The organism is Prevotella amnii CRIS 21A-A (genome assembly GCF_000177355.1).
In the GTDB taxonomy this organism is placed as follows: Bacteria; Bacteroidota; Bacteroidia; order Bacteroidales; family Bacteroidaceae; genus Prevotella; species Prevotella amnii.
On the sequence record NZ_ADFQ01000112.1, the window covers coordinates 1 to 19238 of the forward strand.

Consider the following 19238-nt stretch of genomic DNA (forward strand, 5'->3'; position numbering starts at 1 on the left):
CTTTCTATCCATGCATCGATACGACTTTCAGTCTTATCATCTTCATTGACATCATCAAGTGCTAAGCCTACAAAGTTCCCATTAATTACAGCTTCGCTGTCATCGTATGTATAGTCACTTGCTGGAACACCAGGAAGGATATTAGCACCTTCTACTGCATCATATAGTTCTTTCATTCCGCCACAGAACGTATCACAATATGATTCTGAATCACCACAACCAAATAAAGCTACTGTTTTTCCAGATAAGTCAGCATTTTTTAGTATCTTTACACCATCATACCAGTCGTCTTGAAGTTCGCCTGCACCCCAAGTAGATGTACCTAAGATAAGATTATCATTAGCAGCAATAGTATCTTCGGTCATTTTAGCAACTTCGATAACCTCTGCACCTAACTTCTCACCAATGGTGTTTGCTATTGCTTCACAAACACCTGTAGATGATCCATATACTACAATTGTCTTTTTCATTGTTTTATATTCTTTATTTTAATATTTTACATTTGCAAAAGTATATACTTTTTAGATAAGCCGCAATACCTAAAAATTATGGTTTTTAAGTAAGCTATTAGCTGTGTTGCTCAATAATTTTAGGTATCATACTTAGTAAAGAAATGGTTTATATTAATGTTTTTATGTATATATAATGTTGAAACAAAAGTATTTATAGGGTTATTTGTGTTATTGTTTATAGTAAAAGCATTAAAGTCTACATCATCTTGTAAAGTTTCATATTTATATATTACCTTTGCACTAAGAGAAAAGTAAAGGAGGTCAATTCCTTTTATTAAAATCGTATTACACATTATTATAATATATAATATAGAGAATTATGGAAAATAACGTTCACCGTCTTATAGCAGCTTCTTATGAATTGTATGCAGTAGAAAATGGTAAGGAAACTTTTATAGAGAAAACTGAAGAAAACAAGCCGATGACTTTTTATACTGGTTGTGAGATGGTTATAAAGGCTTTTGAAAAAGAGATAGTAAAGTATGGTGATGATACCGATTTTGAGTTGTTTTTAAGTAAGGAGCAGGCTTATGGGGAATATGATATTAAAAGTTTAATGGCTTTTGATAAATCTATGTTTGAATACGAGGGGCAGATAGATGAGCAAAAAGTGTTTGTAGGTGCTGTTATTCCTTTAGAAAACGAAAATGGTCAACGCTTTTTAGGTAAGATAACAAGTATTACCGAAGATAAGGTTACTGTAGATTTAAATCATCCTTTAGCAGGAAAAGATTTAAAATTTAAAGGTCATATATTGGTTAATCGTGAAGCAACGCAGGAGGAAGTAAACAATTTCTTTGCACAGATGAGTAACCATTCGTGTGGTAAAGGCTGTGGAGGCTGTTGCGGCAAAGAAGAAGGCGGTAGTTGTGGTTGCGGAAGTAATGATGGTAACTGTGGCTGTGGCTGTGGTTGTAATTGTAACTAATAGGTAAAAAGGTGTAAGTATGAGGAATACATTTGGTAATCTTTATACCTTAACAACTTTTGGTGAAAGTCATGGGGCAGCTGTAGGTGGTATTGTCGATGGTATGCCATCAGGAATATTTATAGATGTTGATTATATTCAGAGAGAGGTAGACCGACGTTGCCCAGGGCAAAGCATAATAACAACAGAGCGTAAAGAGGCCGACCAAGTAGAGTTTCTTAGTGGTATTTTTGAAGGTAAATCGACAGGTGCCCCTATATGTTTTGTTGTTCGTAATACTAATCAGCAGTCAAAAGACTATGATAATATTAGCCAGTTATTTCGCCCATCACATGCCGATTATACTTATTATAAGAAATATGGCAATTATGATTATCGTGGTGGCGGTCGTGCTTCAGCTCGTATTACTGTGGCACGTGTTGTAGCAGGAGCATTAGCAAAGATAGTTTTAAAAACCTATAAGATAGATATTACGGCATATACTTCACAAGTAGGTAATATTGCTATTGGTAAAGATTATAGTCAGTTAGATTTTGCTGAGATAGAGAGAAATCCTGTGCGATGTCCAGACCCGATGAAAGCTAAAGATATGGAGCATCTTATAAGGAACGTAAAAAAGGTAGGCGATACTATAGGCGGTGTAATATCTTGTGTTATAAAAGGCTGCCCAGTTGGCTTAGGAGAACCTGAGTTTGGTAAGTTGCAGGCATTATTAGGTAGTGCTATGTTAACTATTAATGCTGTTAAAGGTTTTGAATATGGTGAAGGCTTTGAAGGAAGTTCATGGCGAGGTAGTCAGCAAAACGATGTGTTTACAATATCTAATAATAAGGTGAGCACTATTACTAATCATAGCGGTGGTATACAGGGAGGAATAAGTAATGGTCAAGATATTTTTTTTAGAGTAGCCTTCAAGCCTGTTTCTACTATCCTTATGGAGCAGCAAACTGTTACTAAACAGGGTGAGGTTGTTAAGGTAAAGGTAAATGGTAGGCACGACCCTTGCGTAATTCCACGAGCAGTACCTATTGTTGAAGCTATGGCTGCAATGGTTATATTAGATGCTATTCTTTACCAACAAGCAAACGTGCATAAGATTTAATGATAGTTATCCTAAAAAATGAGGATAAAAACATGAAAAAGTATTTGAATATTCAGATACTTTTTTTATTTTGTGAAGTGAGTAATCCTAATTGGTTTTATTACTGCCCGCTAAACATAGAAATCCTCATTTCAACGGTACTGTCCTAAAAAATGTGTACTTTTTCCATGTTATCTGAGTTTGGAAACAAAAGCAAAGATAGCAAAAAGGACTGATACCTCGTGAGAAGTGTCGCCCTTAAATTTGTATCTTAACCAAAAGTTTAGCGGACAATAATAATAATAATACAATAGTGCTATTGGCTCTTATATTACACTATATTTAATAGTTGTAATCTATTTGTATTGTATTCCCCATTTGTTTTGAATATTTTATTATAGAGTATTCTATTTAGTTCTTTATTATTTTTGATGTTTTCGATATTATTAAGTATTTCTATTTCTGAATATAGATACCAAGATTCTAATAGTTGTCTGCAATCTTCGAGCCTTTCATTTCCTATTTCTTGAATTTTATTAAAATTTTCCATAAAATCAGGTGTTGCAATCCTGTTTATAATATGAATAAGCTCTGTCATTGTGTTTTCCGAACCTGCTAAGTATGACCATAATTCATCACCTATAAGAACTTCTTCTTCATCGCAAAATTTTTTTGCTTCTACCAAATAATCTAAGAATCTGGTCTTATTGTATCCTGTGTCTGTTTTAGATGTTGGATCAAACGGGAACCCAAAATAATATTTAATTCTTTTTTGAGGGAAACGATTTTTGAGAACTGCTTTAGCATTTAATATCTTTTGTTTTTCTCCTTTCATTTCTCCGGAATTTGGGCGCACAGATTTTAACTCTATTGCAACAATTTCATTATCGTTTTCGAAAATACAATCAGCTGTAAATCGTGTACCTTCAACAATATTTCCGTGTGCATTTTTCATTATTATTTCATTCTCTTTATTCACAGAAGGAGGCTTGGAACCATTTTTAAGTTTTGTTATAATGTCATCAATTGCATATTTCTGACTTTCATAGATTTGTACATTGTTAAAGTCTCTTTTATCTCCGTCGCATAATATATGTGCAGTTGTTTCAAAAAAAGACTGTCCAAGCGTGGTGTTCAATCCGTGCAACCAACTGCTTAAACTGATATAGTCTGGGATATTGTGAACGCGCCCATTTAGTTTGTCGCTAAAAGCGTTCAGGAAAGCAACGTGAAAAGGTGCATTTCTATTGTTTTCATAGTGTTCCGGAAAAGATGAGAATCTTTTAAACAATACTTTTATAACCGACTCTGCAATTTTTTGTTTCTTAGAATTAGATAATGCCATATTTATAATTGTTTTAGGTGAAAAATTGTCTCCGAATATGCGCATTTGTCTTTTTCTGTTCTGTTTAGGACAGGACGCTTAAATTGTTCAACTATTTTCATGCCGGATTTCTCTGCAATTTTAGGATATAAATTATATTTATCATTTGCTACCAAAAATATTTCATAGTCATCTACCAAATATTTTTTGCAGTTTATTAATACGTCTGAAATCCCATTTATGTATGATTCCCTTGCTGAAAGTGTCTGTCCTTTGCTGAGAGAACCTATTTCTAAGTTATCATGCCTTTTAAACCCAAATAGGTCATAGGCATAGGCATGTTGTTCATGGTAGTCAATAAGACCGACATAAGGAGGACTTGAGAAAATACCTTTAAACTTATTATTTGCTAAATAACACCCAAACTCGGGAGCTAATTTACTAACCTCATTAAATATATTTATAGTTCTGCTGTCGCCGGCAAGACAAAGTTGATAGGAATTTGTCCTCAAATTGTCAAAAGTGCGCAGGCGTTTCATTGTATCCTTGCAATAAGTTTGCCACCATTTTAGAATTGAAAAAAGTGGCTTGCATATTTTACCGTGTTTACTACAATAATAGGTTGTAATAACCGGTTCTTTCAATGTGGCTAAATCGGAGTGTGTAGTTGCACGGCAAGAACGCATTGTTCTGCTTAAGATAACAGATAATAATTTTTTTGTGTGGATATTTTTTACCTTTTTGATTTCACAGAAAACGCACTCTATTTCTTTTCTTACATGCTCTGAAAACCATTTTTCTAAGAAAGTGTTATTAGAGGGTTGTAGAAGTTCAATATTATATAAATTAACTAAGTGATAGAATGTAGCTAAAAATAATTCCTCTTTTTCTTTTCCATATTTCTTCCCGTCAATAAGCTTGTTCCTGACTTTATATTTATAATCAGGCACAGGGAAATATTTATTATTGAAAATTGCAAGTTCTTCCAATAGTTTTTGTTCAAACTTATTTGTGTTATCATGTATTTCTATATTTTTAAGAACAGAGGTTATCCTTTTAATTTCATAATCTAAGTTATCATAGTCATACCTCATTAATTTACAATTATTTATTAAAGTATTAAACTCAGATATGTCTATCCCTATAGCATTCATGTTTAACTCGTTTGCTTGTACAAGTGTCGTGCCACTTCCTGCAAAAGGATCTAAAATGTTGTCTCCTTCACTGAAGTAACTTCTTTGTTTGAACTTGTCGACATGGCTGTCCAAAAAATATTCCACCAGCTGCGGAATGAATTTTCCTTTATAAGGATGTAGTCTGTGCACATGCTTAGTGGTTTCGGCTTCGGTAAGCGTATCAAATGATAATGCCCAATTTAAATCGCTGCCAAGTTTTTCTTTCCATTTTGTTTCTCTTACTCCGTGATAAGATTTATAATATTCTATTAAATTCTGTTGGCTAACTTTTGTAATACCGTATTCTTCTATTTTTGAAACGCGGCCGTATTGAATTAAATAAGAAATATTTGAAGTTGTCACTTGCTTACCAAGGTAATCGCTCGCCCATAAGGCGGCTTCCTTAATAGGCATTAGAATGTCAATATTGCTGGTGTTTTCTAAAGTACTATCAAGATTGTTTTGCCTTTGTGAAATGATGCTGCTCATTGTGTTATATAATATAATTAGCTTGAAATAACAAAAGTTACATTTGCAAAAATACAAAATTAATGCTGTATAATAAAAAAATTATTAATAATCTTGTATTACATACGTTAAATTTACTAATACCTTAATTCCGCAACATAAGTTCTTGTGAGAAAAATTTTATACATTGATGTGATATTTTGGGACTCTATACATTGATCTGAGATTTTTCGCTGTTTTTTGAACTTGTATAAGCATAAAATCCCCCACACAAACTAAAGGGGAATATGAAAGGAGCTTTAATGAGTGTTTCAGACAGACTTTTACTCAGAAAAAGAGTCATTATAGAAACGGTAAATGATGAACTTAAGAACATTGCACAAGTGGAACACTCCAGACATAGATGCTTTGATAATTTCATAGTCAACTTATTAGGAGCTATTGCTGCTTATAGTCTGTTTCCAAAGAAGTTATGCATCAATGTACAAAGGACCATTGATATACAGCTTGCTTTGTTCTGAATTCGTCGAACTGACGTTATTTAAAAATAAAAAGATAAGCTAAAAAGAAATGATATAATTTCTATGTAAAAAAAAGAGAATTATACATTTAGGAGGTGTACCTTAGTTTAGGATACCTCCTTTTTTGTTTTAAACGCTTATGCTTAGCTGCTAAAAAGCAGATGTCTTTGCTAATAAAAAACACTCAAAGCGGACTAAAAATAATTTATTTTTAATAGAAAAATAAATTAAAAATGTATCAAAAATAATCTATTTTTTATAATATAATGTTATTATTTTCCCATTAAACGGATAGTTTAGATCCTTTAAAACTATTGTTTTTATGATATAAAAAGAGATGCACATTGCTTTTTTATATTACTAAAAACAAAGGTAAAATATGTTTGTATGATATTTTATAAGTACATTTGCACTTATGAAGAATAATGCCTTAAAGGGGAATCTGTATGCAATATTGTCCGCTTCAACGTTTGGAACTATACCTTTGTTTTCTGTTCCGCTTATGAAGTCGGGCTTTGCTTTACCCTCTGTACTGATATATAGATATGTTTTTGGTTGTGTCTTTATGCTGATAATATTGCTTTTACTGAAAAAGAATATGCGTATCGACAAAAAAGAAGTTTTAGAAATAGCAGTTTGCTCATTGCTATATACAGCGTCTTCCATTTGTTTGTTTGAGGGTTATCATTATATGCCAAGTGGTATTGCTACCACTTTACTGTTTTCATATCCTGTTTGGACAGAGCTTTTACTTATATTTTTCGTACATGAAAAATTAACTTTACGTATAGCTTTTGCCATAGTTTTTGCTGTGTTAGGAGTAGCTTTCTTAGGAGGAGTGGGGAGTGCTACAGGTACATACCCTATCAAAGGGGTTATTTTCGAGTTGGTTGCAGGACTTTGTTATGCTGTATATATGGTTATCTTTCCTAAAATGAAAATTCGTCATATACCAGCTTTAAAGGTTAATTTTTATATATTTATTACAGCTTTAATATATTTACTTATTTATTCTTATATCTTTATAGGTTGTGTTCAGCCGTTAGATAGCTGGGAAGCGTGCTTTTCGCTTATATTATTAGGTCTTATTCCTACAACAATAAGCAATCTTACTTTAGTAAAAGCAATGTATTTTACATCTTCTTCTAATGTAGCTATTTTAGGAGCTTTTGAGCCATTAACGGCTATGGCTATAGGTATTCTTGTTTTAGGTGAGCCTCTCACTCTTTCTATAGGAATAGGTATAATACTTATTATAACAGCTGTTAGTAGCCTGATGATTCGTAAGAAAAGTTTTTTGTCTTATTACAAAATGAGTAGCTTTAGTTTTTTCAAACGTCATAAAAGATGATTTTAGAACAGAGTATTAGGCTTTTTTATGGTGTAAAGTGGAGTGTAATATGTAAAATTGTTATTTAGTTATTTCATAATGTTCTTATTTTTTGGTACTTTTGCAAAGTTGTTTTTTATGATTATAAAATCTATAATATAAATATTATGGCTAATGTTATTAAGTTACGAAAAGGCTTAGACATAAATATGAAAGGGCGTGCTTTATTGCAGAGCTTATCTAAAAATATTGATGAGGCTTGTGAGTATGCTCTTTCACCAGATGACTTTGTTGGGGTAACTCCAAAAGTAGTAGTTAAGGAGGGTGATCATGTTTTAGCAGGAGAGTTTTTGTTTGTAGAAAAGAAATATCCTGAAATAGGTTTTGCTTCTCCAGTTAGTGGTGTTATTACAAGTATAGTGCGTGGTAAGCGACGTAAAGTCCTTTTAGTAAAAGTAAAGCCCGATAAAGATCAGCAATATATTGATTTTGGGAAAAAAGATATTAGCAGTTTGGCCAGTGAAGATATTATAAAAAGCATTGTTGATGCGGGGCTGTTTGGTTATATTCAGCAATTGCCTTATGATATAAGTGTTGAAAACATGGAAGTGCCAAAATCTATTTTTATTTCTGCTTTAAGGGATAAGCCTTTACAGGGCGATTTTGAATTTGAGCTAAAAGGGCAGGAAAAAGAGTTCCAAACCGGATTATCAGCATTAGCTAAAATATCTAAAGTGTATTTAGGATTAGGAGCAAAACAGACGTCATCAGCACTTATAAGCGCAAAAGATGTAGATATTAACATTTTTGAAGGTCCTTGCCCTGCAGGTAATGTAGGTGTACAAGTAAACCATATAGACCCTGTAAATAAAGGTGAGAAAGTTTGGACAATAGATCCTACTGTAGTTCTTTTTATCGGGCGTTTGTTTAATACGGGTAGGGTAGACCTTACAAGGAAAATAGCTATTGCAGGTAGCATGATGAAGCAAACGGGGTATATAGATGCTTTGGTAGGAACACCTATAAAGGCTTTAATTGATAAAAATATAGAAACAAACAGAAAAGCTCGCCTTTTAAAGGGCAATCCTTTGACAGGTGTTATAGCAAATACTGAAAGTTTTGTAGGGGCACATACGTCAGAAATTACTGCTATACCAGAAGGTGATGATATAAACGAATTTGCAGGCTGGATAAAGCCTCGTTTAAATATGTTTTCTATATCACGCAGTTACTTTAGTTGGCTATTCGGAAAAAAGAAAGAATATGATATAGATGCCCGTATTAAGGGTAGTAAACGCCATATTATTATGAGTGGTGAATATGATAAAGTTTTACCTATGAATATATACGGCGAGTTTCTTATTAAAGCTATCATTGTAGGAAACATTGATAAGCAAGAACAGTTAGGCATTTATGAGATAAGTCCAGAAGATTTTGCATTAGCAGAATTTGTTGATAGCTCAAAGTTAGAGCTTCAAAAAATTGTTCGTACAGGTCTTGATATTCTTCGAAAGGAGAATGCTTAATGGGCTATCATCTATCAATTCGTTAAATAATTTTAAAAATGAGTTTAAGAAATTATCTTGACAAACTGCGTCCTAAATTTGAAGAGGGCGGTAAGCTACATTCTTTTAAGAGCGTCTTCGACGGATTTGACACTTTTTTATATGTGCCTAACATAACGTCAAAGAAAGGCGTTTCTATTCATGATGCTATTGATACTAAGCGTATTATGAGTATTGTAGTTATCTCTTTGATACCAGCGGTGCTGTTTGGTATGTATAATATTGGCTATCAAAATGCTATTGCTGCAGGTAAACTTGCAGAGACTACATTTCTTAATATGTTTTTTTATGGTTTCTTCGCTTTGTTACCTAATATTTTGGTATCTTATATTGTAGGTCTTGGTGTAGAATTTGCTTGGGCGCAATGGAAAGGAGAAGAAATACAAGAGGGCTATTTAGTATCTGGAATATTAATACCATTGATTTGTCCTGTTACAATACCTTTATGGACATTGATTTTGGCTGTAGTTTTTGCTGTAATATTTGGTAAAGAGATTTTTGGCGGTACAGGTATGAATATATTTAATGTTGCTCTACTTGTGCGTGCTTTTTTGTTTTTTGCATATCCAAGCAAGATGACAGGTGATAAAATTTGGGTGGATACAAATTCTTGTTTTGGTTTAGGATACGATGCGCCTGATAGTTTTACAATGGCTACACCTTTAGGTCAGATAGCAGGAGGAGGGCATATAACAACCTCTTTTCATGATATGTTTATGGGCTTAATACCGGGTTCTGTTGGTGAAACTTCTGTTATAGCTATTATTATAGGTGCTATTATCTTAATTTGGACAGGTATAGCCAGTTGGAAGACGATGCTTGGTGTATTCTTAGGTGGTGGTATTGTAGCTTTTATATTTCATGTTACAGGTGCTTCACCATTACAATGGTATGAACATCTCTTATTAGGAGGTTTTTGCTTCGGTGCTGTTTTTATGGCAACAGATCCTGTAACCTCTTGTCATACCGAGATAGGGAAATGGATATTTGGTATTATAGTAGGGGCTATGGCTATAATAGTGCGTGTTAAGAATGCAGGTTTTCCTGAAGGTGTTATGCTTGCTATCTTATTTGGCAATTTATGTGCGCCTTTTATAGATTATTGTGTTATTCAGTCTAATATTAGTAAGCGTTTAAAGCGTACAAAGATAAAATAAGGAGATATGAAAATGAAAACGAGTAGTAATTCATACACAATAATTTATTCTATTATACTTGTGATAATAGTAGCTTTCTTACTAGCTTTTGTTTTTCAGGCATTAAAACCTATACAAGATGTAAATGTTCGTATAGATCAGCAGAAACAAATTTTGTTTGCTCTAAATCAGGATAGAGGAATGAGTAATGCCCAAGCTGAAAAATTGTGGAAAGAGATTATTATATCTGATGATATTATCAATGCAGATGGTAAAACTATTACCGTAGGGGAGCGAGGAGGCACAAAAGCAGGATTTAAGCTAAATAGCAAAGATGCTAAAGAGGGCAAATTAGCTCTGTTCCGTTGCAATGTGAATGGCAACATAAAATATGTAATACCTGTTTATGGTAATGGTCTATGGGGGCCTATAAATGGTTTTATAGCAATAAATGCAGATAAGAAGACTGTTTTTGGAGCTTATTTTAATCATGAAAGTGAAACTGCCGGGCTTGGTGCTGAAATAAAAGATAACAAATCTTGGCAAGATAAGTTTAAAGGAAAGCAGCTCTTTTCTTCTTCTAATAATAAAAAAATTGCTTTATCTGTTATGAAAAAAGTTACTAATCCACAAACACAGGTAGATGCTGTAACAGGTGCTACGTTAACAAGTAATGGTGTAACAGAGATGTTTCAGGCAGAAAAAGGTGGTCTTCAGCCTTATGTTAAGTTTTTGACAAGTAAATAAAACGTATAATAAAAATATATAAAAGGAAATGAGTCTATTTTCAAAAGACAATAAAGAAGTGCTTTTTAAGCCCTTAAATTTGGACAATCCTATAATGGTTCAAGTTTTGGGTATTTGTTCTGCACTTGCTGTTACTTCACAATTGAAGCCAGCGATAGTGATGGGACTTGCGGTAACTATTATTACAGCTTTCTCTAACGTTATTATTTCTATTATTCGTAATACTATTCCAAATCGTATTCGTATTATAGTACAATTGGTGGTTGTAGCAGCTTTGGTTACAGTAGTAAGTCAGATATTGAAGGCTTTTGCCTATGATGTTAGTGTGCAATTATCAGTGTATGTCGGGCTAATTATTACTAATTGCATCTTAATGGGACGTTTAGAGGCTTTTGCTATGACAAATAAGCCTTGGCCAAGTTTCCTTGATGGTATAGGCAATGGGTTAGGTTACGCAGTGATATTATTTATTGTAGGTTTTGTGCGTGAGCTTTTTGGGCGCGGTTCGCTTTTAGGCTTTAAAGTAATTCCTCAAAGTGTTTATAATGCAGGTTATCTTGATAACGGATTAATGTCAATGCCAGCATTAGCATTGATATTACTTGGTTGTATAATTTGGATACATAGAGGATATTTTTATAAAGAGGATAATAAAAAATAGTTATGGAGCATTTATTAAGTTTAGCTTTTAGATCCATCTTTGTGGATAATATGATTTTTGCATTCTTCTTAGGAATGTGCTCTTTTTTAGCCGTTTCAAAGAATGTAAAGACAGCTTTTGGGTTAGGTATTGCTGTAACCTTTGTGTTAACTGTTACTACTCCTGTTAACTATCTTTTACTCACCAAGGTTCTCGGGCCAGACTGTTTAGCAGAAGGTATAGATCTTACTTATTTGAGTTTTATTCTTTTTATTGCTGTTATAGCAGGAATAGTGCAGATAGTAGAGATGGCTGTAGAAAAATTTTCACCGGCTTTATATGGTGCTTTAGGAATATTCTTACCGCTAATAGCTGTTAATTGCGCTATAATGGGAGCTTCATTGTTTATGCAGCAACGTATAGGATTAGATCCTTCAAGTACCCAGTTTATAGGATCTGTATGGGAAGCTCTTGTGTATGGTTTGTTTTCAGGCTTAGGTTGGACATTATCTATAGTATTTATGGGAGCTATCCGTGAGCGTTTAGAGTATTCGGACGTACCAAAACCATTGCAGGGTTTGGGTATTACGTTTATAACAGTAGGCTTAATGGCTATTGCAATGATGTGTTTCTCAGGTATTAAACTTTAAAAAGAGCTATGAATTTTATAATAACAAGCATTATAGTCTTCCTCGTTACCATTTTAATATTGGTAATACTATTACTTATAGCAAAAAAATATCTTAGCCCCAGTGGTAAGGTTACTATTACTATTAATGGAGATAAAAAGTTAGAAGTGGAACAAGGAAGTTCTATTATGGCTACTTTAAACGAAAATGGTATTTATCTCCCATCAGCTTGTGGTGGTAAGGCAAGTTGCGGACAATGTAAATGTCAGGTTATAGAAGGTGGTGGCGAAATCTTAGACTCAGAACGTCCCCATTTCTCGCGTAAAGAAATAAAAGAAAATTGGCGTTTAGGTTGTCAGGCAAAAGTAAAAGGCGATATTTCTATAAAAATACCCGAAACGGTATTAGGTGTGAAAGAATGGGAGTGCGAGGTTATTTCTAATAAAAATGTTTCCAGCTTCATTAAAGAGTTTAAGGTGGCTTTACCTCCGGGAGAGCATATGGACTTTGTTCCTGGTTCTTATGCTCAAATCCGTATTCCCAAATATAGTAATCTTAGATATGATACTGATTTTGATAAGGAGCTTATAGGAGAAGATTATATAGGAGCTTGGCAACATTTTAATCTGTTCTCTCTTGTAGCAAACAACCCTGAGGATACTGTGCGAGCATATTCAATGGCAAATTATCCTGCAGAAGGAGATATTATAACACTTACCGTGCGTATAGCTACTCCTCCTTTCTTGCCTAAGCCACAAAAAGGTTTTCAAAATGTACCAACAGGTATAGGGTCGTCATATATATTTAGCTTAAAGCCTGGTGATAAAGTTATGATGAGTGGTCCTTATGGAGAGTTTGCTCCTAATTTCACTTCAGGTAAAGAAATGATTTGGATAGGTGGTGGTGCTGGTATGGCACCTTTACGTAGTCAAATCATGCATATGCTAAAAACGTTGCATACTCGTGATCGTGAGATGCATTTCTTTTATGGTGCACGTGCTCTTGGAGAGGCTTTCTTTTTAGAAGATTTTTGGGAATTAGAGAAAGAATATCCTAATTTTCATTTTCATCTTTCACTTGATAGAAAAGACCCTATAGCAGATGAAGCGGGAGTTAAATATTATGAAGGGTTTGCTGTAAATTGTATTCGTGAAGAATATCTTGATACTCATGAAGCTCCAGAAGACTGTGAGTACTATTTATGTGGTCCTCCTATGCTTATAAAAACAGTTACAGATTATCTTGATAGTCTTGGTGTAGATAAAGAAGCTATTCGATTCGATAATTTTGGATAAACAAAAAAGCGATTATACCTTATTAATATAAGTATGTATAATCGCTTTTTATTTGTTAATAATATAATTTTACATATAACTTATTATGCTTTTGCATACTATTATGCTTTTTATATTTTAATAATTACTAAAAAGGAATGTGGTGAAAAGACACTATACAGGAAATCAGCTTTTTTGGTTTGTTCTTTTATTACTTTTACTTTATTCTGTTTGTTTTATATTATTTCAATATAAAAGAGAGAGATATTTTAAGATAGAGGTTTTGAGTCTTAAGTTGCAAGACTATAACAATCAAATATCTGAGGCTATTGCATTAGAAGGAAATAATAAAGAGTATGTTATAAACAAATATATAAGGTTACACCCTATAAAGTATCTACGTATCACTGTTATTGATACTAATGGTAAAGTTTGCTATGATAATATTAGAAAGGATTATGCTAATATAAAAAATCATTCAAACAGAAAAGAGTTTCGTTTAGCAAAGCAGAATGGCTATGGAACAGATATTTATCGCCCTTCTAAAACAACAGGGACTAAATATTTTTATAGTGCAAATTATTATCCTAAACAAGGTATTGTTATTCGTTCAGCACTACCATATAATAGCTCTCTTGGCAGACAGTTGTCTACTGATCAACATTATATTTGGTTTGTATTAGCTATTACTTTTATTCTAACAATAGTTCTTTATCGTTTCACACATCGGTTAGGAAAAAATATTACAGCATTGAGAAATTTTGCAATGAGAGCAGAAAGTAGTGAAGATATAGATCCTAACGAGCTAACTAATTTTCCTAATGATGAGTTAGGTGAAATATCAGAACATATAGTAACTTTGTTTACTAAACTTGCAAAAACAAGAAAGGAGCAAAGCATATTAAAACGACAACTTACTCAAAATATAGCTCATGAATTAAAAACACCTATTGCAAGTATTCACGGATATATTGAAACGATACTTACGAATGAAAGTATAAACGAGGAACAAAAGAAGCTGTTTTTAAATAGGAGTTTTGCGCAATGTAAGCGTCTGACATCTCTTGTAGATGATATTTCAGTGCTTAATCGTATAGATGATGCTCCTGATTTATACAACTTTGAATCAATCAATATAAAAGAGCTTGTTGAAAAAATAGAAGTAGAAGAATCTTTAAGACTGAAAGAAAAGTCTATGAGGTTTTATAATTTTATACCTAAAGATTTAGTTATAAAAGGCAATCTTGATCTTGTTTATAGTGTTTTTAGAAATCTTACAGATAATGCTATAGCATATGCAGGAAAAGAAACAACTGTTACATTATCATATAAGAAAGGTATTTATACCTTTTCTGATAATGGTGTTGGAGTACCAGAAAAGCATATTGCCCGACTTTTTGAACGATTTTATCGTGTTGATAAAGGTAGAAGCAGAAAACTTGGTGGAACAGGATTAGGTTTGGCAATTGTAAAAAATGCTATTACAATACATGGAGGCACTATTACTGTATGTAATGTTTATCCACATGGCTTAAAGTTTGATTTTACCTTAAGTGCTAATACAGATAATAGTATATGACAAAATAGTTGTATTCTTAGTAGCTTTGTAATTTCTCTAAATATTTTAATCTTATATTTTTATAATGATATTAGTATTACAGAAAGTACAAAACTTAGAGGAATAGCAAAAAGATGATTAGTAGAAGCAATATATTTATAAATAAAAAGGGTATGTCTTTTTGACATACCCTAATGGAATTTATTGTCTCACGACAAAAGAAATTCCTAACCTTAATAATCTAATACCATGAAAAACACGTTACAAAGATATATAACTTATATTTATCAAACAATTTTTTTGTGTTAAAATATTAAAATTATTAATATTGTTTAAATTCGATGGGATTATTTCCCATTTTTAGACTAATAATGAAAAGAATTTATAAACTCTACATGAATATAGTATAGAAAACATTAACGAGTTGTTATTTTACTAAGCTTTTATGATCACATTATTTAGTAAAGGGACATTGCATCAAATTGGTTGCAAACTGAGTATAACTTAATCAAAATGATAATGGCACTTCTACAATTTTGAATAAAGAAAAAACATAATGGCTAATGTGTTATTAATCATACTATTTTAGTTGTTTAGATGTTTTTTATAAATATATAATGTCTATACATGGAAATATTTTTCTTTTAAAGTTTTGGTAGTTTAAAATAAAATACTACCTTTGCATCACTTTTGAAAAGATATTTGGTAGTATTGGTTAATATATACCTTCTTAGGAAGGATGGGTGAGTGGCTGAAACCACCAGTTTGCTAAACTGACGTGCGGGTTACCGTACCGGGGGTTCGAATCCCCCTCCTTCCGCACTATGAATATTATTGGTCGATTCATCTAACGGTTAGGATACAAGATTCTCAATCTTGGCATAGGGGTTCGATTCCCCTATCGACTACTTTGCTTAGGTGTATCAATTTTAGATACACTTTTTTTATTAGTGCTTGTTAGGCCCTTTACTTTTTGTTTTATTGATGAAAGATTTCCATAATATAGATAAATCTTAAAAAATAATATCTCTATTATAATTTGTTGCTTGAAAAATTATTTGTAGTAAATAGTTTTTATTATCTTTGTGAAAAATAACAAAAACCTTATTAGCTTATGAGCTATTTACGATTTGAAAAATCAGTAATGACTAATCTGCAAGATTCCTTATCTCGAGAAATTTTGCGAACTAACAGGTCTGGCGCCTATTCTTGCTCTACTATAGTAGATTGTAATACTAGAAAATATCACGGATTACTTGTAGTGCCAATACATGAATTAGATGAGGATAATCATGTATTATTAAGTTCACTTGATGCTACTGTAATACAGCATGGTGCAGCTTTTAATTTAGGCTTGCACAAATATCATGGGAACGTGTTTAGTCCTAATGGTCATAAATATATTTGTGAGTTTGATTGTGATAAGGTACCTACTACTACCTATCGTGTGGGTGGTGTTCTATTAAAAAAGGAAGTTGTATTTCAACATTATGAAGATAGAATTTTAATACGTTATACCTTGTTAGACGCCCATTCACCTACGACTTTACAGTTTCGTCCATTTCTGGCCTTTCGTAGTGTAAAGGAATTTACTCATGAGAATAATGCTATAGATCGCGATTATTTATTAGTTGACCACGGCATTAGTACATGCTTGTATAAAGGCTACCCTTCGCTTTATATGCAGTTCTCAAAGAGTAATGAGTTCCATTTTAATCCTATGTGGTATCGTGGAATAGAGTATCCTAAGGAAATGGCGCGTGGATATTTTTCTGATGAAGACCTTTATGTGCCTGGTTATTTTGAAATGACTATAAAGAAAGGTGAGAGTATAGTTTTTGCAGCTTCTACTAGTGAAAGTAAGCCTAAGTCTCTAAAGCGTTTATTTCAAAAAGAAATAGACGATCGTAATCCTCGAGATAATTTTTTTCATTGTTTAATAAATGCAGCTCATCAGTTTCGCAACCGTTCTAAAGATGATGCTCGTTATATTTTGGCGGGTTATCCTTGGTTTAAGTGTAGGGCTAGAGATCAGTTTATATCTCTTCCTGGATTAACTCTTAGTACTAAAGAACAGGATTATTTTGAATTGGTAATGAAAACTTCTGAAAAAGGTTTGCGAGAGTTTATGACAGGAAAGTCTCTTACTGTAGATATTGCTGAAATCGATCAACCCGATGTTATGCTGTGGTGTGTTTGGGCATTACAGCAATATGCAAAAACGGTAGGTGTAAAGCAATGTCAAAAGCTTTACGGGAAATTGCTTTGTGATATTATGATTTATCTTCTTGCAGGTAAACATCCCCTTTTAGAGGTTAGAGAAAATGGTCTTATATATGTTAATTCTAATGGAAAAGCTATTACTTGGATGAATTCTTATTATAGAGGGCAACCTGTTGTTCCTCGTTCTGGCTATATAGTAGAATTTAATGCTTTGTGGTATAATGCTTTAAAATTTGTAGCATTTATTAATAATAATGAAAAAGATAATGCTTTTACAAAAGAATTAGAGATCATAGCAGATAAGTGTAAAAATAGTTTTATAGATGTTTTCTATAATAAGTATGGTTATCTTTTTGATTATGTAGCAGAAGAAGTAGAATATGACTGGAGTGTTCGACCTAATATGATTTTTGCAACTGCTTTTGATTATTCACCTCTTGATATAGAACAAAAGAAGAGTGTGTTAGATTATTGCACACGTGAGCTACTAACTCCTAAAGGTTTACGAACGCTTTCCCCAAAGAGTTCAGGATACACTCCCATGTATATTGGAAGTCAAGATGAGCGTGATCTTGCATATCATCAAGGTACGGCTTGGCCTTGGCTTGGAGGATTTTATATGGAAGCGTGTTTAAAACTTTATAAGCGAACACGGATAAGTTTTGTAGCGCGTCAACTTGTCAACTTTGAAGGAGAGATGTTTTATCATTGTTTAGGAACATTACCAGAACTTTTTGATGGCAATCCTCCATTTCATGGTAGGGGAGCAATATCATATGCTATGAATGTTGCAGAAGTATTACGTACGCTCGAACTTTTGGAAACTTATCAAGATAAAAAGGAGGAAAACAGATGAAAGTGTTAATGTTTGGCTGGGAATATCCTCCTCATGTATATGGAGGCTTAGCCACCGCTAATTTTGGAATTTCTGAAGGTCTTCATGCACAGGGGGATATAGAAACAATATTGTGTTTGCCTCATCCTTTTGGAGATGAGGATAAAACTTTTGCTAAAATTGTAGCAATGAATTGTGTTCCTGTTGTTTATAAGGATATTAGTTGTGCCTATTTAGAGCAACGTATAGGGAACATTATGTCTCCAGAGATGTATTATACTTTGCGCGAGCATATTTATGATGATTTTAATTATATGCACTGTAATGATATTGGAGCTATAGAGTTTGCAGGTGGTTATCCAAATAATTTAAATGAGGAAATTAACAACTATTCTATTATAGCTGGTGTCGTTGCTCGTACGTTTGATTATGATATTATTCATGCTCACGATTGGTTAACTTTTCCTGCAGGAATACATGCTAAAAAAGTATCAGGCAAGCCTTTATGTATACATGTACATGCTACAGACTTTGATAGGTCTCGTGGAAAAGTTAATCCGATGGTTTTTTCAATAGAGAAAGATGGTATGGATAATGCTGATTGTATTATGTGTGTGTCTGAGTTAACTCGCCAGACCGTAATAAACCAATATCATCAGAATCCGTCTAAAGTGTTTACGGTGCATAATGCAGTATATCCATTAAAAGATGATATAGCAGCAATTGAACGCCCTATTCATAAAGGAAAAGAAAAGCTGGTTACTTTTTTAGGTCGTATAACTATGCAGAAAGGACCAGAATATTTTGTAGAAGCAGCAAATATGGTGTTACATAGGACAAGAAATGTTCGTTTTTGTATGGCGGGATCGGGCGATATGATGGAAGCGATGATAAAAATGGCTGCTGATCGTGACATTGCTGATCGCTTCCATTTCCCAGGATTTATGCGTGGTAAAGATGTATATGAATGTTTAAAACGTTCAGATGTATATGTAATGCCATCTGTAAGCGAACCTTTTGGAATCTCACCTTTAGAGGCTATGCAGTGTGGAACCCCCACTATAATATCAAAACAAAGTGGATGCGCAGAAATTTTAACTAATTGCATTAAGGTGGACTATTGGGATATACATGCAATGGCAGATGCTATATTTTCTGTATGTAATAATGAAAGCTTGTTTAAATATCTTTCTATAGAGGGTAAAAAAGAAGTAGATAATATTACTTGGGAAAAAGTAGGGGCATGGATAAGACAATTATACTTACAAACATTAGGTTGGACATAAGAAAAA

Annotated in this window: 15 protein-coding genes, 2 tRNA genes and 1 pseudogene; 15 read left to right on the forward strand and 3 right to left on the reverse strand. The window is 33.1% G+C overall.

The window, feature by feature from the left end:
• Window positions 1-470, reverse strand: a 470-nt coding sequence (fldA, locus tag HMPREF9018_RS10140) for a flavodoxin FldA (protein WP_008451308.1), incomplete at its 3' end; no start/stop codon positions are given.
• Between the two features lie 361 nt (window positions 471-831).
• Here fldA and HMPREF9018_RS10150 point away from each other — a divergent pair.
• Window positions 832-1440: an FKBP-type peptidyl-prolyl cis-trans isomerase gene (locus HMPREF9018_RS10150; protein ID WP_008451349.1), complete on the forward strand. Its 609-nt coding sequence runs from the start codon at window positions 832-834 to the stop codon at window positions 1438-1440.
• Window positions 1441-1459: 19 nt separating this feature from the next.
• Window positions 1460-2542 (forward strand): chorismate synthase, encoded by a 1083-nt coding sequence (gene aroC / locus HMPREF9018_RS10155; protein ID WP_008451353.1) that lies wholly within the window; start codon window positions 1460-1462, stop codon window positions 2540-2542.
• Window positions 2543-2852: 310 nt separating this feature from the next.
• On the opposite strand, the gene HMPREF9018_RS10160 is transcribed toward aroC, so the two are convergent.
• Window positions 2853-3866 carry a TdeIII family type II restriction endonuclease gene (locus HMPREF9018_RS10160; RefSeq protein ID WP_008451344.1) on the reverse strand — a complete coding sequence of 338 codons (1014 nt, stop codon included), beginning with the start codon at window positions 3864-3866 and terminating at the stop codon, window positions 2853-2855.
• A gap of 2 nt (window positions 3867-3868) precedes the next feature.
• Entirely contained in the window at window positions 3869-5509 is a 1641-nt protein-coding gene (locus HMPREF9018_RS10165; protein ID WP_081452802.1) for a DNA methyltransferase, read from the reverse strand.
• Window positions 5510-5763: 254 nt separating this feature from the next.
• Between HMPREF9018_RS10165 and HMPREF9018_RS10170 the strand changes: the two are divergent.
• From HMPREF9018_RS10170 to HMPREF9018_RS10230, 13 genes and pseudogenes are all read left to right on the forward strand, one after another.
• Window positions 5764-6009: pseudogene (locus HMPREF9018_RS10170) on the forward strand (transposase); the annotation flags it as partial.
• Between the two features lie 415 nt (window positions 6010-6424).
• The gene (locus tag HMPREF9018_RS10175; RefSeq protein ID WP_008451320.1) at window positions 6425-7360 is read left to right on the forward strand and encodes a DMT family transporter; all 936 of its coding nucleotides are present in this window, start codon (window positions 6425-6427) and stop codon (window positions 7358-7360) included.
• 146 nt (window positions 7361-7506) lie between these two features.
• Window positions 7507-8865, forward strand: a complete 1359-nt coding sequence (locus HMPREF9018_RS10180; RefSeq protein ID WP_008451314.1) for a Na(+)-translocating NADH-quinone reductase subunit A — start codon at window positions 7507-7509, stop codon at window positions 8863-8865.
• A 38-nt stretch (window positions 8866-8903) separates the two neighbouring features.
• Window positions 8904-10061, forward strand: coding sequence for an NADH:ubiquinone reductase (Na(+)-transporting) subunit B (locus tag HMPREF9018_RS10185; protein ID WP_008451347.1), 1158 nt, complete (start codon window positions 8904-8906; stop codon window positions 10059-10061).
• A 12-nt stretch (window positions 10062-10073) separates the two neighbouring features.
• A complete protein-coding gene (nqrC, locus tag HMPREF9018_RS10190) occupies window positions 10074-10787 on the forward strand; it encodes an NADH:ubiquinone reductase (Na(+)-transporting) subunit C (protein WP_008451333.1) in 714 nt (237 codons plus the stop codon).
• Window positions 10788-10815: 28 nt separating this feature from the next.
• Window positions 10816-11448 (forward strand): NADH:ubiquinone reductase (Na(+)-transporting) subunit D, encoded by a 633-nt coding sequence (locus HMPREF9018_RS10195; protein ID WP_008451326.1) that lies wholly within the window; start codon window positions 10816-10818, stop codon window positions 11446-11448.
• A 2-nt stretch (window positions 11449-11450) separates the two neighbouring features.
• Window positions 11451-12077, forward strand: coding sequence for an NADH:ubiquinone reductase (Na(+)-transporting) subunit E (gene nqrE, locus HMPREF9018_RS10200; RefSeq protein ID WP_008451329.1), 627 nt, complete (start codon window positions 11451-11453; stop codon window positions 12075-12077).
• Between the two features lie 8 nt (window positions 12078-12085).
• Window positions 12086-13351 carry an NADH:ubiquinone reductase (Na(+)-transporting) subunit F gene (gene nqrF, locus HMPREF9018_RS10205; RefSeq protein ID WP_008451324.1) on the forward strand — a complete coding sequence of 422 codons (1266 nt, stop codon included), beginning with the start codon at window positions 12086-12088 and terminating at the stop codon, window positions 13349-13351.
• Between the two features lie 139 nt (window positions 13352-13490).
• Entirely contained in the window at window positions 13491-14909 is a 1419-nt protein-coding gene (locus HMPREF9018_RS10210) for a sensor histidine kinase (protein WP_036856339.1), read from the forward strand.
• Window positions 14910-15621: 712 nt separating this feature from the next.
• Window positions 15622-15708: transfer RNA gene (locus HMPREF9018_RS10215), tRNA-Ser, on the forward strand.
• A 16-nt stretch (window positions 15709-15724) separates the two neighbouring features.
• Window positions 15725-15796, forward strand: a tRNA-Glu gene (locus tag HMPREF9018_RS10220).
• 206 nt (window positions 15797-16002) lie between these two features.
• Entirely contained in the window at window positions 16003-17967 is a 1965-nt protein-coding gene (locus HMPREF9018_RS10225) for a glycogen debranching enzyme N-terminal domain-containing protein (RefSeq protein ID WP_008451350.1), read from the forward strand.
• Complete coding sequence (locus HMPREF9018_RS10230) at window positions 17964-19232, forward strand: glycosyltransferase family 4 protein (RefSeq protein WP_008451322.1); 1269 nt, start codon at window positions 17964-17966, stop codon at window positions 19230-19232. Before HMPREF9018_RS10225 ends, HMPREF9018_RS10230 begins: the two co-directional genes overlap by 4 nt.
• Window positions 19233-19238 lie beyond the last annotated feature (6 nt).

Bases quoted from the DNA above. Each gene is read 5' to 3' on its own strand.
- HMPREF9018_RS10150 (WP_008451349.1), top strand. From the start codon at position 832: ATGGAAAATAACGTTCACCGTCTTATAGCAGCTTCTTATGAATTGTAT.
- aroC (WP_008451353.1), top strand. From the start codon at position 1,460: ATGAGGAATACATTTGGTAATCTTTATACCTTAACAACTTTTGGTGAA.
- HMPREF9018_RS10160 (WP_008451344.1), bottom strand. From the start codon at position 3,866: ATGGCATTATCTAATTCTAAGAAACAAAAAATTGCAGAGTCGGTTATA.
- HMPREF9018_RS10165 (WP_081452802.1), bottom strand. From the start codon at position 5,509: ATGAGCAGCATCATTTCACAAAGGCAAAACAATCTTGATAGTACTTTA.
- HMPREF9018_RS10175 (WP_008451320.1), top strand. From the start codon at position 6,425: ATGAAGAATAATGCCTTAAAGGGGAATCTGTATGCAATATTGTCCGCT.
- HMPREF9018_RS10180 (WP_008451314.1), top strand. From the start codon at position 7,507: ATGGCTAATGTTATTAAGTTACGAAAAGGCTTAGACATAAATATGAAA.
- HMPREF9018_RS10185 (WP_008451347.1), top strand. From the start codon at position 8,904: ATGAGTTTAAGAAATTATCTTGACAAACTGCGTCCTAAATTTGAAGAG.
- nqrC (WP_008451333.1), top strand. From the start codon at position 10,074: ATGAAAACGAGTAGTAATTCATACACAATAATTTATTCTATTATACTT.
- HMPREF9018_RS10195 (WP_008451326.1), top strand. From the start codon at position 10,816: ATGAGTCTATTTTCAAAAGACAATAAAGAAGTGCTTTTTAAGCCCTTA.
- nqrE (WP_008451329.1), top strand. From the start codon at position 11,451: ATGGAGCATTTATTAAGTTTAGCTTTTAGATCCATCTTTGTGGATAAT.
- nqrF (WP_008451324.1), top strand. From the start codon at position 12,086: ATGAATTTTATAATAACAAGCATTATAGTCTTCCTCGTTACCATTTTA.
- HMPREF9018_RS10225 (WP_008451350.1), top strand. From the start codon at position 16,003: ATGAGCTATTTACGATTTGAAAAATCAGTAATGACTAATCTGCAAGAT.
- HMPREF9018_RS10230 (WP_008451322.1), top strand. From the start codon at position 17,964: ATGAAAGTGTTAATGTTTGGCTGGGAATATCCTCCTCATGTATATGGA.